Below are 15,231 nucleotides of genomic sequence, written 5' to 3' on the forward strand. Positions count from 1 at the left end.
CAGTTTCTATCTTTAGCTATTCTGTTTTCTCCATTTCGTCGAGTACTCTAGTTACTCTTTTTTCTAACATCTTCATACCGCTTCCACCTGCTTGGAAATGGCGTAATTTTCCTTCACGATCGAAAACATAATAAGCGGGAACATATTGATTTTCGAAAGCGTCAGAAAGTTTCATTTCACTATCAACAAAAATCGGCTGACTAATCCCATGTTCTACTGCACTTTTCTTGATTTCCTCAATATTTAAATCCTCTTCCGAACGAGGCATATGTACAGCTACTACATTTAACTTGTCTTTAAAGTCATCGCGGAATTGATTCACCTGTGGCATCGCTTCTTTACAAAGATAACAGCTAACCGACCAGAAATGAATGAGTGTCGGTTTGTCCCCTACTAAATCCTCTTTTGAAACTTCCCCATTCAGCCATTCTGTCACACCATTCAATTCTGGCATTTGTTCACGTAATTTCATAAAGAACCCTCCTATTGTTACTATGAAAAAGACCTAACACTATTCGTTAGGTCAATTGTATTATACAGAGTCAATTAATGATTAAAGTGTAGCTTGTCCAGGTCTCCAGTTTGCAGGGCAAAGTCCACCTGTTTGTAATGCTTGAAGCACGCGAAGTGTTTCATCAACGTCACGACCGATATTGTTGTGGTTTACAACAGAATACATCAATTCGCCTTCTGGGCTGATGATGAATAAACCACGAAGAGCAATACCTTCTTCTTCAATTAGCACTCCATAGTCACGTGAAACAAGGTGGTTTGTATCTGCAGCTAATGGATAATTTAGATCTCCAAGACCGTTTTCTTTGCGATCTGTTTTGATCCAAGCAAGGTGAGTATGCACTGTATCTGTTGAAACACCGATTACTTCAGCATCAAGATCTTCAAACTCATCAAAACGATCTGAAAGTGCAGTGATTTCAGTAGGACAAACGAAAGTGAAGTCCATTGGGTAGAAGAATAAGACAGTCCATTTATCATTAGCCATGTTTTCTTCTAAGCTTACTTTTCCGAATTCCTTGTTCTTCATTACAGCATCCATCTCAAAGCGTGGAGCTTGTTTTCCAACCATACGTTCTGGCATTTAAAATCCCTCCAATATCTTATTTAATGAGAACCACTATGGAATTCTCTTTTAAAAGTTGCAAATATTTTTCATACTCTGTCGGTCTTCATACATTAATTTTACCATGAGATTTTTCCAGAACCAAACAAAAACGTCTAAATTTTCTTAACTTTCTCAATTACCTTGTCGATTCATGTATTTAATCATTAAATCAATTGCCTGAGAGATCGCATTTTCATCTGGATTGAGCTTGGAATGATGCAGTCCATACTCAGAACCCACCCCTAACCAGAACATGAAACCAGGAATTTCAGCGAGCATATAACCAAAATCTTCTCCAGTCATTGCTTCTTTACATTCGATTAAATTCATTTCTGTATCATTATGGATGAAATCCATAAACTCCCGTGCCAATTCATGATTGTTATATACTTGGTGATACATGGAACCATAATCTATCCTTACATCACATTCATAGCCAACCTTTACGCCCTCTACTAAGGCTTCTATACGGGCTTTAACCTTTTCCATTGATTCAGTAGACATAGTCCGTATTGTACCTTCTAACCTTGCATTTTCAGCGATGATATTCTGAACGGTCCCACCTGTTATTTTACCGATGGTGATGACAGCACTATCGAGAGGATCCACATTTCTAGCGACGATGGTTTGTAGTTGGCTGACTAATGAACAAGCTGCAATGACCATATCATTGGTACGATGTGGATATGCAGCATGTCCTCCTTTGCCTTTTAGGTCAATAAATAATTCAGAAGTATTGGCAAAAAGTAATCCTTCTTTTAATGCAACTGTGCCGATAGGATATTCTGGAGCTATATGTAATGCCACAATCATATCCGGCTTCCATTCCTTCATAATTTCTGTTTCAAGCATCGGTTTAGCACCGCCTGGACCTTCCTCAGCAGGTTGAAATAGAAATAATAAGTCATCTTTAATAGGGTTCTGTACAAAGTGCGTTACTAGGCCGAGAGCGATACTCATATGAAAATCATGACCACATGCGTGCATTCTGCCATCATGAGTAGAAGAAAACGGTAACCCTGTTTCTTCGCTAATGGGCAAACCATCAATGTCTGTTCTATAACCAATCGTTTTGCTTGGATTTAACCCATGAATTTTTACAAATAATCCGGTTTCCCACTTTTTGATGGTGAGCTTTCCTTGCGGCAATGAACTCAGATATTTGATTAAATACTCTTGTGTCTTAAACTCTTTAAAACCCAATTCCGGAATCTGATGAAGGTCCCGTCTAATCTTCACAAAAGTTTCCATACTGCCTCTCCTCATACAAGAACTTATTTTTATGTATGCTCTAATCACCGACATGGATGATCTTTACTAGGGTCTGCGACTGATTAATTTATTATATATTCAAGGAACAACATAGAGAATATAACAAAGCCATATGTATAAGAAAGCGTGGAAATCTTCCACGCTTTCTTGGATGTTTAATAATTATAGCTGACGCAGCTCTTGTTTGATTTCAGTTTTAGCTTTTGTTTTTTCATCAATTTGTTTGATCACTTTCGCAGGGGTACCTGCAACCACAGTATAAGGAGGAACATCATCAATGACAATCGCTCCAGCAGCTACTACAGCTCCCTTTCCAACAGTTACTCCTTCTAGAACAACAGCATTTGCACCAATCACAACATCGTCTTCGACAACAACTGGTTTTGCAGAAGGTGGCTCGATTACCCCAGCCAAGACAGAACCTGCTCCGATGTGACAATTCTTACCTACAGTAGCTCTTCCTCCAAGTACTACGTTCATATCAATCATAGTACCTTCACCGATAACAGAGCCGATATTGATAGACGCACCCATCATGATAACAGCATTGTCTCCAATTTCTACTTGGTCTCGGATAATAGCACCCGGCTCAATACGAGCTTTGATATTTTTCATATCTAATAGAGGAATTGCTGAGTTTCTGCGGTCATTTTCAACAACATAATCTTCAATTTTAGCTTCATTTGCTTGAAGAGTTTCTTGAATTTCTAACCATTCCCCAAAAACAACCCCTGTATTGCCATTGATAAAAGCTTTTGCACTACTTCCAAAATCAAGTCCTTCAAGATTTCCTTTCACATAAACCTTTACTGGAGTAGATTTCTTACTATTTTGTATAAATGAAATAATTTCGTTTGCATCCATCATTTTCATTGTAAATTCCTCCTTTTATGTATTCGCAAAATTACTGTAACAAACAAAAGCATTGAAAACAAGATAAACAGTCATAAAAACACTTTTTATCATTTCCTATTTTAGTGCGGGGTAAACTCTTTTATCAGCTCCGCAAAGGCCTGTACTTGTCTTAACTGAAAAGAAGATTCATATCCTAGAAGCCATGTATCCCTTTTCAGAGGCTCATCTTTTTCATCAAGCAACGGAATCTTATGTATATCTTTTTCTGCACCATTCAAAGTAATCGCGGGCAAAATTGCATAACCAATTCCATTGAAAGCCATTTGCTTGCATGTTTCTATTTGATCAACTACAACTGTTCGTTTAGGGGCCATCTGAAAGCGTCCTTGCCACCAATCTTGAATTTCTTGATAATAGTTGGAGTCACTTTTAAACTGAATAAAAGGTCTGTCCGTTTTAAGCACCTGATCAGGCTCGCTAATTTCCTTATCTACTAGATATAAACTATCTTCAAACAAGTGAATTTTAACACCTTTCCAATCTGGTGTCCCTCGGATGATACCGATATGAACATGATCCTCGTATAGAGACTTCAGAATTTCACTACTCCAACCTGTTACAAGCGAAATCTTAACCTGAGGATAGCGTTCGATAAATTTCTTCAGCACTTGAGGAAGCCAGTTTTGACCTACGATTGTAGCAACGGCTATCTTCAGTGTTCCTGATACTTCATCGTGCAGGGAATGGATTGACTCTCTTACTTTCTCTTCTTTAAGGAGGACATCTTTAACAAATTCGATCACATGCTCACCTGCAGGTGTTAGTGCCAATCCTTTTTGTGAACGGATAAACAATTTTGTGCCCCAGTCTTTTTCTATCGTTTGTAACCTTTGTGAAAGAGCAGGCTGGGAGACAAATAATCTTTCAGCAGCTTTTCTCATATTCATTTCCTGTGCAAGAATCGATAATAATTGAAATTCAGATAATGATGACATACATCCCTCTTTATAGTTTTTCTTATATTATAATAGATATTGACTGAATTTTCATTATCATTCAACTAAGCTTTTTCCTCAAGTTTCTGTTTTTTGGGAGAAAGAAAATCAATATAAGACTAATAATCGCTAATAAAAAGACTGATGCAAATACCGTTTTCAACCCGACGGTTAGGCCATCCTGAAGGATTTCCCTAATCTCTATTGGAATTCGGATTCTTTTTGATTTATTAAGCAAAAGATTAACGGAGTCAACTGATAACTCCTGTTGACTTATCTCGGATTCATGTTCCTTTTGTAGATAACTTCTTAAACGGAAATTTAATATACCCCCGAATATAGCAGCTCCCATCGTGTTACCCAGATTGCGCATAAACATGTTTGACGCCGTAGCAATACCTCTTTCTTGCCACGATACCGAGCTTTGTATGGATACCACGAAAGATGTTGTTGTTAACCCCATTCCTATGCCTACAATGAACGAGCCCAATGCTAACCATATCGGTCCACCAGTTGGTGCTATTAATAAAAAGAGGCTACTTCCAATGATTAGTGCTGCTCCTCCTAATAAACACGTATAACGATAACCCCACTTGATTAGCATTTTTCCTGCTAAGGTAGAGGCGATTGGCCATCCAATGGACATTGCCGTTAAGGTGAAGCCAGCGATTAAAGGGGAGCGCCCCATCACGCCTTGGACGTAGGCTGGCAAGAAACTAGATATGCCAATTAGCATCATACCGGTTGTAAGTGAAGCTAGATTTGCAATCCTAATGGCTCTGTTTTTCCATAAAGTGAAGGGAACCATAGGTTCAAGGGACTTTTTCTCAAAGATCATAAATACGAAAAGTGTCACTATACTAATTCCCAATAAACTGAGAGTCTCAAAGGAAAGCCAAGGCCACCTTCCTCCTCCTTCTACTAAAATAACCATTGAAGTTGAGATGGAAATCGTTAAGAATAGAGCACTCTTATGATTGATTGTAATTTTCTTCTTCTCCACACGTTCGTGGAAGAACAACCATAACCCTACAATCGCCAATAAGCCTAACGGGATATTGATCCAGAATACATAATGCCAGCTTGCGTATTCAACAATTAACGCCCCAAGTGCCGGACCGCTAATGGCAGAAATTCCCCAAACACTAGCTAAATAACCCTGAATATTTGCTCTTTCTTCCTTCGTATAAATATCGCCTACTATGGTCGTAGCAATAGAGGTAACTGCACCTGCCCCAAATCCTTGAATAAAACGAAATATGATCAACATCTCCATCGATTGCGCAAAACCACATAAAATCGAACCAATCAGAAAAAAAACAATACCAATCGTCAAGATTGGCTTTCGACCATATATATCGGACAATTTCCCATAAATCAAAACTGTTACTGCATTCATTAATAAGTAGGCTGAAAATACCCAGCTATATAAGCTAAAACCACCCAAATCACCAACAATAGCCGGCATAGCCGTTGAAACAATGGTTGCTTCGATTGCTCCCATAAACATGACTAGCATAACTGTCATCAGAATAAGCGGACGGTTTAATTCGTTCCGTTTACGATTTTCTTTTTCATTCAGAACATCTCCCAAATGTTTCAACTCCTATCTCGTTCAGTTTGTGAAAAGAGCCCCCAACAGGGAGCTCTAACTCAATCACTTGCTAATGTGTTTTTCCAACTGATTTAGTACCGTCCGCCTTGTCAAAATTCCTTCAAAAACTCCTTCATCATTTTCCATACATACAAATGGATGGTCGATGAGAAGTTCAAGGCAAGCTTTAAAATCTGCATTAATATTCAGCCTCGGAACTGAAGCGTTCATAATTTCTTCCACACGTTTTTCTTCAAGCTTTTCAAACTCAATACGTTCGATCCCCAAAATGGAATCCATAATCATAGGTGTGCTCAGTAGTCCATGCAATTTATAAAAAGGATCTAAGACTGGAATCGCCGTATAACCGCTTTTTGTTAAAACTAATAATGCATGCTCTAAATTATTACCTAATTGGACATGCGCAACACGCTCTGACGGTATCATTAGATCGGGAATACTTAATTGCAAAAATTCTTCACTATGAAGACTTACCATTACAGAAAACCCCTCATTTTTGTTTTGCCAGCAAATCCATCTTATCATAAATTCCTATGGACCGCTTAATTTTCATCTTTTAATAATATTTACTCAATCTAAAGGAAAAAGGAACCTATTTAGGGTTCCTTCTTTGATTATTTATTGAATTAAGTCAAAAATTTCAATTGTAATCATGTCCATGTTGTCGAACTGATAACGCTTTGGTTTTTCTTTTTCATTATAAACTTCCAGCTCGAACGTAGCTGTTTTTGGATGATAAGTAACTTGACACTTTCTTTGACCATCCACTTCGAAGTAACGTTGTGCTGGTTCACCTCCATTGGATTGTTCCTGAAGGTTTTTTAAACGAGTTAATATACCCTGAAGCTGTGACATGCTCCATCTCCTTTCAAACGAAAAACAAACATTCTGTTAGTAGTTTTCACTTTTGGCATTTTTTTATCCTAAATTCAGAATCTTTTCTTTCATCATTCTGCGAATGCCAATATTAACAGAATAAAATAAGGTAAGCCATTTGTACAAGTAAAATCTTAAGATTGGTATATATTTTATTTTTATTCATATAAAAACCGCCTTATAAAAGAACCATTAAGGCGGTCTTAAAATGGGTATTATCGAAAAGCGACTTGTTCCCTAAAATCAGGATGGTGGAAAGCCATGTAGAATTTTTTAGGACTGTAATCATTAAATATTGCTCCAAATTGTAAAAGTGCAGAGAGAGGATTGAACAATGATGGATTTTGAGTTACCTCAGTTGTCTTGACTTTGTTTTTCTCAACTTCCACATTCTGTTCCAATTCGATAATTCGGTTTGGAATATCCTTATCCAGATATTCATCCACTTTCCATTTACCTTTGTCTTTAGTAAGACGAATTCCTTCATAATGGCTTTCGTACTCTACGGGGCCTTCTTTATTACCTTCAAAGTATTCATAAACAAAAATTTCATCTGGTAAAATCACTATTTTTGTTTCATCCGAGAATTGAAAAAACGGGATGAAATACCGAGCAAAATCAGATCCGTAAGTCATATATTTTCCATTCTCATGAACTAGATTTTCTTTTAAAAAGATTGTTTCGTAATTCTTTGTAAAATAAGGAGAAAGAATTCCATGTATTTCATCCATTCCTCTCTCTTTTTCACTCAGGGATACTTGTGCCTCGAAAGCCCCTTTAAGGAATGAAAGGACTTCTTTTCGACTGGAAAGATCATTATTATTTGCTTCAGCATTGGTTGTCAGCGGGCTCATTAGTAGTAACAGGAATAATAGCAACGTCCATTTTTTCATGTTCTTTCCCCCTATGCAAATATTTTCTATACGTGATACATTACATTTTACCAACATTTGTGTTACATGGTTTTAAAAAGATTTCGTCCTTTAATCACATGTTATGACAATAAATTCTTTCTATATCATCTTTCTACCCCATTCGATATTGAATTAACTTCTTTCATCATCGCATAGTACAAAAACAGTTCTGATTACCTAGATTTTTTTAAAAAAAGGAAGACGATTCTAACGAAATTAAATAAGTAATCAACAGTAGTTAGTAATGCAATTAAAAAAAGCCTCCTAAAAAGGAGACCTAGAAGAAATAGATACTGACAAACACAATAATCAGTAACAACAGAGCAAAAAAGATGCCATACGATAGAAAAATTGGATTGCTTAAATAAGAATGTGCTTGAACCGCCTTAGGAATAGCCGAATCGATCACATCCACTGCTTTTTGTCGTCTGGCAAGCTGCCATGTATAAATTAATGAGAACACTAAGATGGCAGCTACAATTAACAATGAAATCATGAGAAAATCCATTTATTTTCCTCTCCTTCAAGGAAAGTCTTAATGATTATAAATTTCCACTTTGGAACACTTTCTATGCGGGAAATAAAAAAAGGGTTATAATAACCCTTCATGTTCAAACAAATACGTATATGAAATATCAATAAATAAGAAATCTGAAACAGAAATTGGAAATGAAAATGTTCTTACGGTCTCTCCGGTTTCAATGTCACTATAAAGATCAGATAACAATCCTTTCTTCTCATATTTCATCTTAACTATATTTTCAAGAAAGTACGGACGCCAACTCCAATTCTTTTGTACATATTCCTGCTGTACTACCCATCCACTTTGCGATTTAAAGAAATTAGGTGAAATCTGAAAACCATCTACGTCACAAACGTACATTCTGAATGCAACATCATTCATTTCCCTCATCAAGTGTTTAAAAAGTTCTTCATAGCCAACTTGCTTTTTATACTTATTTGCTAATTCAAGTACGATATTATGGAAAGCCGTCGCTGTTGAATAGATTGTTTCAAGTTTCTTCTTTTCATGATTAATAAAATCGTGAAATTTACCTTTTAAACGATCCTTCACCAAAGATGGATCGACAAAATCACCTGTTGGTGTAGCTAAGTAATATCCTTGATAGTATCTACCGCCTTTTTTCCAAGCAAATTGAAGCTGAAAGGACATCTCAATATTTTCAAAAAGCAATGTAGCACCTATTTTACGTGCCAGTAAAGCTAACGTATAAACAATATCTTGGAAATTGCTCGCAGTAGTTGAAGATCTGAGAGCACTAAGATTTACTTTCAAGATATCTGGTTCAAGTTGACCAATTCGGTCGAGATGACTTCTGTCATTCCCCATTTTTGCAATAGCTATCTTGATGCCAAAAGTACGATAGTAATTAAGTAGATGATCGAGTTGATCATGTTCCCCATCAAATTTACTGTCATTGATTTCGAGTACAATTCTGTCTAATTGAATTCCCTTATCCTGAAATAATAGCAATGTCTGTAAAAAACTTTCACCATCATCATACATCAGTAATGACGCATCCTTGTTCACAAAAAGCAAATCGTTATTTTCTTGATCTACGGCTTTTTGAAGGGCTTTCAACAAAACTAATTGATCGACCTCTATACGGTACTCTTCAGGTATTTGCTCATCTTGAAAAAACGGTCCAAGACTCATGATGTCTCCATCTTTACAATACCTTCCCAAAATTTCATATCCAATTACTAGATGCTCATCCGCACTGAAAATTGGCTGAAAAAAGGGAACGACATTTTCTAGATTTGTAAGAATGTCCAGTGCATCCATGTCGATTCCTCCAATTTTCTATTTGAACCAATTATAGCATATGTGTGCCAAAACCTTCCTGTCTTATGTGGCGCCATTGCCAAAAGAATGTTGTTATACAATTTTTCTTAACTCACAACCTAAAGTACGGCCCAAACAAAGGAGGACGAGTTGATGAATAAATTACACGTTCTGGCCGCTCTCTTCCCTTTACTTGGATGCAGCCATTCCAACAGTGAGCCCCCGGCAGAGACGATCAAATACAATACAGTAAAAACGAGTCATGTTACCAATAAAACTGAGACTAATTCTGATTTGGAAAGTATGCGAGAGACAAAAATAAATAACACAGCTTCTCCTAAAACAGAATCATCAAAAGACCTATTAGATAATGTCTCATCGGTCCCAATTCAAAAACTCAATGAGGCAAAACCAGTCGTAAAATCAAATCAATTATTAGATGTTGTACTCATTAAGCAAAACCCTGAACTAAAATATGGTTGTGAAGTCACAAGCTTGGCTATGATGCTTCAGTATGCAGGAGTAAAAACATCTAAAATGGAGTTATATCAAAAAGTACAAAAAGACAATGATCCATTAGTGAGGTCCCAACGTGGAGACATATTAAAATGGGGTGACCCTGATGTAGGTTTCGTCGGGGATATGACAGGTAAGAGAGCCGGGTACGCTGTTTTCGATAAGCCGATGATAGCATTAATTGAACAGTATATGCCCGGAAGGTCTGTAAACCTAACAAACAAAAAATTCGAAGAAGTACTGACACATGTATCTGAAGGCTATCCAGTTGTGGTATGGACAACAGGAGACTTTAGGCTTCCCGACAGGTGGGAATCATGGTACCATGGTCAAAAATTCATTAAAACTCCTTTAGACTTGCATGCAGTTGTTCTAGTTGGCTACGATAAGGACTTCGTCTATCTTAACGATCCTTTATCGGGCAGAAAACAAGTCAAAGTAGGAAAACAACAATTTATCGATTCTTGGAAAGCACTTAAAAGTCGTGCAGTTAGCTATAAAAAGGGGTGAATAGAGTTTTTCTATTCACCCCTTACTTTTGTTCAAGGAGTTCCAATGAACATTGACCTCTTGCGATTATTTAAGGCTGTTTTCGCATTGATTGTTGCTTTTACGAAAAATGGAACAACACGTATAGATTCTTATTTCGTGCCCTTTTCCTTAATATAAAATTCTCAAAGCTAAATTCCTAAGGTTTCAGAAACCAATAACAATAAAGTTTTCGAAAAGAGCCTTATTTAAAAAGGAAATTGATTAAGCCATTGGCCTCCGTCCATTGTAATACATTCACCATTGATGTAAGCCGCACCGTCGGAGAATAAGAAATGAGCAAGCTCAGCAATTTCTTCTGGTTTCCCAAGCCTGCCAAGAGGTACGCTTGCAAGTGTTCTTTTTGCTGCCTCTTCAGATTCCCATAATTTATCTGCACCACCCGTCCTTTCAATAGGACCTGGTGCAATGGCATTCACACGGATACCATATTTCCTACCCCATTCAACTGCAAGCGTACGAGTCATCGACAATACACCAGCTTTTGCAGCCGCAGAATGGATGACTCCAGCACCTGCATCCCATGCGTATGTAGCAACCATATTGATGATACTTCCCTTTATGCCTTTCTCAATCCAGTACTTCCCTACTTCACTACTGCAGTAGAAAGTACCGTTCAATACGATATTAATAACTGAGTTCCAGCCATTGGCGCTCAATTTCTCGGCAGGGCAAATAAAATTTCCAGCTGCATTATTGACAAGGTAATCGATTTGACCAAAGCGATCACATGTTTCCTTGATCATTCTTTTGACATCTTCAATTTCCCTCACATCCATTTGAATTGCTAGGATGTTTTCCTGATTTTCAGTAATATCCGCCATTGCAGCTTCTAATTTTTCTGGTGTCCTTCCTGTTATGACAACTTTTGCACCAACATCTGCGAATTTCTTAGCCATGTATTTTCCCATTCCGCTTGAGCCGCCTGTGACGATTACGACTTTATCCTTCATCAATATCCCCCCAAATGAATGATCGTTCATTTCTATTTTATCATTAATTAGAGAATTTTCGAACAATTAAGTTAGTTAATTATAATATACTCTTTTATTTAACTAGATAAAGTACTATGTAGCTTAGATAAACACTGGATAATTGTCTTCTTTCTTTCAGTTCCTACCGAGCTGACTTCCTTACCGTTTAATTTTGCAAATACTTTTCCCCAAGAACCAGGAAAGTGAAATCCAAAAATATGAACTTTAATCATTCCATTTCTGACTGGTATGAACATCATACTCTTTTTCTTGCCATCATCTTTTATCATTTAGTGCTCCTATTCCCAATACCGGACTGCCGAGTATTCGTTTCTATTTTTGAATTCTAACTGTATTAAAATTGTTGGCATACTCTTCTTTTTCTGACTATTCTCTGTTAGTATAAATGAGTAAAAATTTTAGACAGGCAGGTATAAGTCATGCCCAAAAAGGTAGCTCGCAGGACATTTCTAAAAAGAGTAGCCTCGATCTTGCTTACCGCATTTGGGGCAGGTACGGGGGGCTACTTTTACGCAAATAAAATTGAACCCAGTCTATTAGAAATAACAAAACATTCTTTTAGCCATCCACAATTCCCTGCTGGATTCGACGGGTTGAAAGTCGTTCAATTCAGCGACACCCATTTAGGCTTCCAATATGAATTATCCCAACTAGAAACTCTTGTAAAAAAAATAAATCATTTTCATCCAGATATCATCTTCTTTACTGGTGATTTGATGGACGAACCTAATCGATATAAGAGCCCGTCAAGTATCATTCCAATTTTAACTGAACTAAAAGCAAAGATTGGGAAATTCGCCATTTATGGTAATCACGATCACGGAGGTTATGGCTCAGATATCTATAAAGAATTAATGGAGCAGTCAGGTTTCCAACTTCTTTTAAATCAAGCGAGTAGAATTGATTCTCCGACTGGTGAGCATTTCTATGTTGCAGGAGTAGACGATGCTATGTTAGGGAGACCCGACTTAGAATTGACGTTACGGGATGTGCCCCATGAATCATTCAAAATCCTTTTATGTCATGAACCTGATCTAGCTGATGCTGCTTCCGAACTAAACGTCCATTTGCAGTTAAGCGGACATAGCCATGGTGGTCAAATTAAGATTCCTTTCCTAGGACCGCTTGTAAAACCTCCCTTAGCGAAAATATATAATGAAGGTTTTTACTCAATAGGTAATCAAAATCCATTGACTCTCTATGTGAACCGTGGGTTGGGGACTACCCGTATGCCATTTCGTTTCTTGTCAAAGCCGGAGTTAACAGTATTTACCCTCAAAAAAGACAAATAAAAACCATATGCAATTAGAAAAGCGCAAGCGCCCTCGGCACAAGTAAAGAGCACTTATGCCTGCGGTGTTTTTCCAAGTAGCTTTCCTTTGTGTTCAGCCCCTCGAGGTTGTTTCGGATTTTAGAAACAACCTCGAGCTACTCCAAGCATCACCTAAAGGTCATGCTCTTCGCAAGATATTCGGAGAAGCATATCCTTAGATGAAAACTGGCTGGGCGCTGGAGCTAGACAGTTATCTCCGTTATATTTTAAAATTAAAAATTTCTGATAAAAAAGGCCGATACCAAAGTATCAGCCTTTTTTATTGCATATGTTAAGGAAGTCCCTCTCTATGTCAGATGCAGGAAGAGGTTTTGCATAATAATACCCTTGAGCCTTATGACACATCGCCTTTGAAAGAAAATCAATTTGATTTTTGTCTTCGACACCTTCGGCAATAACTTCCATTCCTAGACTTCTCCCTAAGTGAATGATTGTTGAAGTTATGGCTGCATCCTTCTCATCATGCAGAATATCCCGGATAAATGATTGGTCTATTTTCAACACATCGATCGGAAATTTTTTCAGATAGTTTAATGAAGAATATCCAGTGCCAAAATCATCGACAGAAATGGCCAAACCGATTTCTTTTAGGCTCTTAAGTGTCGGTATCGTTTCTTTCGTATCTTGCATTGCACTCTCCGTTATTTCAATTTCAAGGGACGAAGGTAGTACTCTGTACTTTTCAATCATTGTCCTGATGAATGGAACGAGATTAGGTTGTTGAAATTGTTTAGGAGATATATTTACTGCGACTCGGATATCGTGATATCCACTCTTGTTCCAGTCACTAATTTGTTTACATGCTTGTTCGATTACCCAATTACCGATTGAGACAATTAATCCCGTGTCCTCAGCAAGTGGAATGAAAATGCTCGGCGGGATATTCCCCAATTCTTCATTGTTCCATCGAAGTAGTGCTTCAAAACTCTTGGTTTCGCTCGTTTTCAAATCTATTTGAGGCTGAAAAAATAGTGTAAATTCATTACGTTTAATGGCTTTACGTAAATTTGTCTCAAGGGTTACTACATTCAATATCTCATTGCTCATGTCTGAGCGATAGAACTGAAAATGTGCTTTTCCTCTATCCTTTACCCTATATAATGCTTCGTCCGCATTCTTAATTAATGTTTCTGCATTTTTTCCATCATTCGGAAACATACTTATACCAATACTTGGAGAAATGTAATATTCTTGTGAGTTAAAGTAAAATGACTTGGCAAACATGTTTAAAGTTTCTTGCACAAAACGGGTGGTATCTCTCCTCGTTGTGTTGAGTAGCAGAATCATAAACTCGTCTCCACCTTGACGATATACAAGACAACTATCTGTTTGGAGTTCTGAAAGACGGTCCGCAACTTTTTTTAGGATTTCATCTCCCACGAGATGTCCAAGTGTATCATTAAGATGTTTAAAACGGTCCAAATCTATTGAAATGAGAGCGAATCCGATTCTTTTATTGGAAAATGTATGTATGCTATCGTTCAAATGATCAAGAAGTGCCCTTCTATTATATAACCCCGTCAATTGGTCGTGGAAAGCCATATACCTTATTGTTTCCGCATGTCTTGCTTCCATTGAAATATCACGCATGATCACATATATCCCACTAATATCTCCATGTATGGCTATGGGAACCGTTTTGATATGCACTGTTAAAAGATGGCCATTCTGGTGAATAAATCTACAATCGAGCGATTCCATGGCAAATCCATTTTGAGTTCTTTCAAGAAGGTTTTGAAGATCCCTTAGACCATAATCATCAATCAGATTGTATAATGAACGGTTCATGAGCTGTTTCTGGGTATATCCCGTTACTAATGCAGCAGCAGGGTTTGCGTCCAATATTTTGCCTTTAAAATCAATTGAAAAAATGGCATCTATATTATTTTCTACAATTGATTTATATCGTTGTTCACTTTCAATTAAACGCAATTGTTCAACCAGCTTTTCAGTTACTTCCCTAGTAACGGCTATAACATACCTTATCTCTCCCGAAAGGTCTTTAACTGGGGTCAAAATGGTTTCACCAACAACCTTTTCACCATTACCGAAAGGGCTTTCATTTAGAAAAACATGAACAGTGCCACGTTTCAATAACTTTTCATATTCCTTTTGCAAGGGAAATGCTAATTCAAACGGAAGTACATCCTCCAAAGTTCTCCCTAACGAATCCGCTGTTATTTTAGCATGTTCTTGGGCGGATTCATTTGCAAACACGTATCGAAATGACGGCCCTTCTTCCACTTTCATGACGAAAACCAAATCTTTCATATGTCTAAAAATGATATCAAAAATGATTTTTTCAGTAATTATTCCGTCCGGTCCATTTACTAATTCTTCATTTAAGATGCTTTTCGTAAGTTTCATCTGATCATCCTCTTAAA

The 15,231-nt window shown here is 37.3% G+C and carries 16 protein-coding genes; 2 read left to right on the forward strand and 14 right to left on the reverse strand.

Annotated elements, in window-relative coordinates; genetic code table 11:
• Positions 1 to 16: 16 nt before the first annotated feature.
• The 11 genes from BMZ31_RS02905 to BMZ31_RS02955 all read right to left on the reverse strand — a co-directional run bounded on the left by BMZ31_RS02905 (position 17) and on the right by BMZ31_RS02955 (position 9,454).
• Positions 17 to 472, reverse strand: a complete 456-nt coding sequence (locus BMZ31_RS02905) for a TlpA family protein disulfide reductase (protein WP_090830221.1) — start codon at positions 470 to 472, stop codon at positions 17 to 19.
• Positions 473 to 553: 81 nt separating this feature from the next.
• Positions 554 to 1,096 carry a peroxiredoxin gene (locus BMZ31_RS02910; RefSeq protein WP_090830222.1) on the reverse strand — a complete coding sequence of 181 codons (543 nt, stop codon included), beginning with the start codon at positions 1,094 to 1,096 and terminating at the stop codon, positions 554 to 556.
• Positions 1,097 to 1,252: 156 nt separating this feature from the next.
• Entirely contained in the window at positions 1,253 to 2,371 is a 1,119-nt protein-coding gene (locus BMZ31_RS02915; RefSeq protein ID WP_090830223.1) for an N-acetyldiaminopimelate deacetylase, read from the reverse strand.
• Positions 2,372 to 2,554: 183 nt separating this feature from the next.
• Positions 2,555 to 3,265 (reverse strand): 2,3,4,5-tetrahydropyridine-2,6-dicarboxylate N-acetyltransferase, encoded by a 711-nt coding sequence (dapD, locus tag BMZ31_RS02920; protein ID WP_090830224.1) that lies wholly within the window; start codon positions 3,263 to 3,265, stop codon positions 2,555 to 2,557.
• Positions 3,266 to 3,366: 101 nt separating this feature from the next.
• Positions 3,367 to 4,242, reverse strand: coding sequence for a LysR family transcriptional regulator (locus BMZ31_RS02925; RefSeq protein WP_090830225.1), 876 nt, complete (start codon positions 4,240 to 4,242; stop codon positions 3,367 to 3,369).
• A gap of 61 nt (positions 4,243 to 4,303) precedes the next feature.
• Positions 4,304 to 5,770, reverse strand: coding sequence for an MDR family MFS transporter (locus BMZ31_RS02930; RefSeq protein ID WP_090830670.1), 1,467 nt, complete (start codon positions 5,768 to 5,770; stop codon positions 4,304 to 4,306).
• A 129-nt stretch (positions 5,771 to 5,899) separates the two neighbouring features.
• On the reverse strand, positions 5,900 to 6,334 hold the full coding sequence (gene cbpB, locus BMZ31_RS02935) for a cyclic-di-AMP-binding protein CbpB (protein WP_090830226.1): 435 nt from the start codon (positions 6,332 to 6,334) through the stop codon (positions 5,900 to 5,902).
• Positions 6,335 to 6,475: 141 nt separating this feature from the next.
• The gene (locus BMZ31_RS02940; RefSeq protein ID WP_090830227.1) at positions 6,476 to 6,712 is read right to left on the reverse strand and encodes a YkuJ family protein; all 237 of its coding nucleotides are present in this window, start codon (positions 6,710 to 6,712) and stop codon (positions 6,476 to 6,478) included.
• 236 nt (positions 6,713 to 6,948) lie between these two features.
• On the reverse strand, positions 6,949 to 7,626 hold the full coding sequence (locus BMZ31_RS02945) for a DUF3993 domain-containing protein (RefSeq protein WP_175477978.1): 678 nt from the start codon (positions 7,624 to 7,626) through the stop codon (positions 6,949 to 6,951).
• A gap of 298 nt (positions 7,627 to 7,924) precedes the next feature.
• Positions 7,925 to 8,155, reverse strand: coding sequence for a hypothetical protein (locus BMZ31_RS02950; protein WP_090830229.1), 231 nt, complete (start codon positions 8,153 to 8,155; stop codon positions 7,925 to 7,927).
• 84 nt (positions 8,156 to 8,239) lie between these two features.
• Positions 8,240 to 9,454, reverse strand: a complete 1,215-nt coding sequence (locus BMZ31_RS02955; RefSeq protein ID WP_090830230.1) for an EAL domain-containing protein — start codon at positions 9,452 to 9,454, stop codon at positions 8,240 to 8,242.
• 153 nt (positions 9,455 to 9,607) lie between these two features.
• Between BMZ31_RS02955 and BMZ31_RS02960 the strand changes: the two genes are divergently transcribed.
• Positions 9,608 to 10,480 (forward strand): C39 family peptidase, encoded by an 873-nt coding sequence (locus BMZ31_RS02960; RefSeq protein WP_090830231.1) that lies wholly within the window; start codon positions 9,608 to 9,610, stop codon positions 10,478 to 10,480.
• Between the two features lie 227 nt (positions 10,481 to 10,707).
• Here the strand turns inward: BMZ31_RS02960 and fadH are convergent, their stop codons facing one another.
• Positions 10,708 to 11,472 carry a 2,4-dienoyl-CoA reductase gene (gene fadH / locus BMZ31_RS02965; protein WP_090830232.1) on the reverse strand — a complete coding sequence of 255 codons (765 nt, stop codon included), beginning with the start codon at positions 11,470 to 11,472 and terminating at the stop codon, positions 10,708 to 10,710.
• A gap of 98 nt (positions 11,473 to 11,570) precedes the next feature.
• The gene (locus tag BMZ31_RS02970; RefSeq protein ID WP_090830233.1) at positions 11,571 to 11,783 is read right to left on the reverse strand and encodes a hypothetical protein; all 213 of its coding nucleotides are present in this window, start codon (positions 11,781 to 11,783) and stop codon (positions 11,571 to 11,573) included.
• A gap of 150 nt (positions 11,784 to 11,933) precedes the next feature.
• On the opposite strand from BMZ31_RS02970, the gene BMZ31_RS02975 reads away from it, so the two are divergent.
• A complete protein-coding gene (locus tag BMZ31_RS02975; protein ID WP_090830234.1) occupies positions 11,934 to 12,806 on the forward strand; it encodes a metallophosphoesterase in 873 nt (290 codons plus the stop codon).
• Positions 12,807 to 13,096: 290 nt separating this feature from the next.
• Here the strand turns inward: BMZ31_RS02975 and BMZ31_RS02980 are convergent, their stop codons facing one another.
• Entirely contained in the window at positions 13,097 to 15,214 is a 2,118-nt protein-coding gene (locus tag BMZ31_RS02980) for a sensor domain-containing protein (RefSeq protein WP_090830235.1), read from the reverse strand.
• Positions 15,215 to 15,231: the final 17 nt, after the last annotated feature.

This window comes from Bacillus sp. cl95 (genome assembly GCF_900115925.1).
Classification (GTDB): Bacteria; Bacillota; Bacilli; order Bacillales; family Cytobacillaceae; genus Neobacillus_A.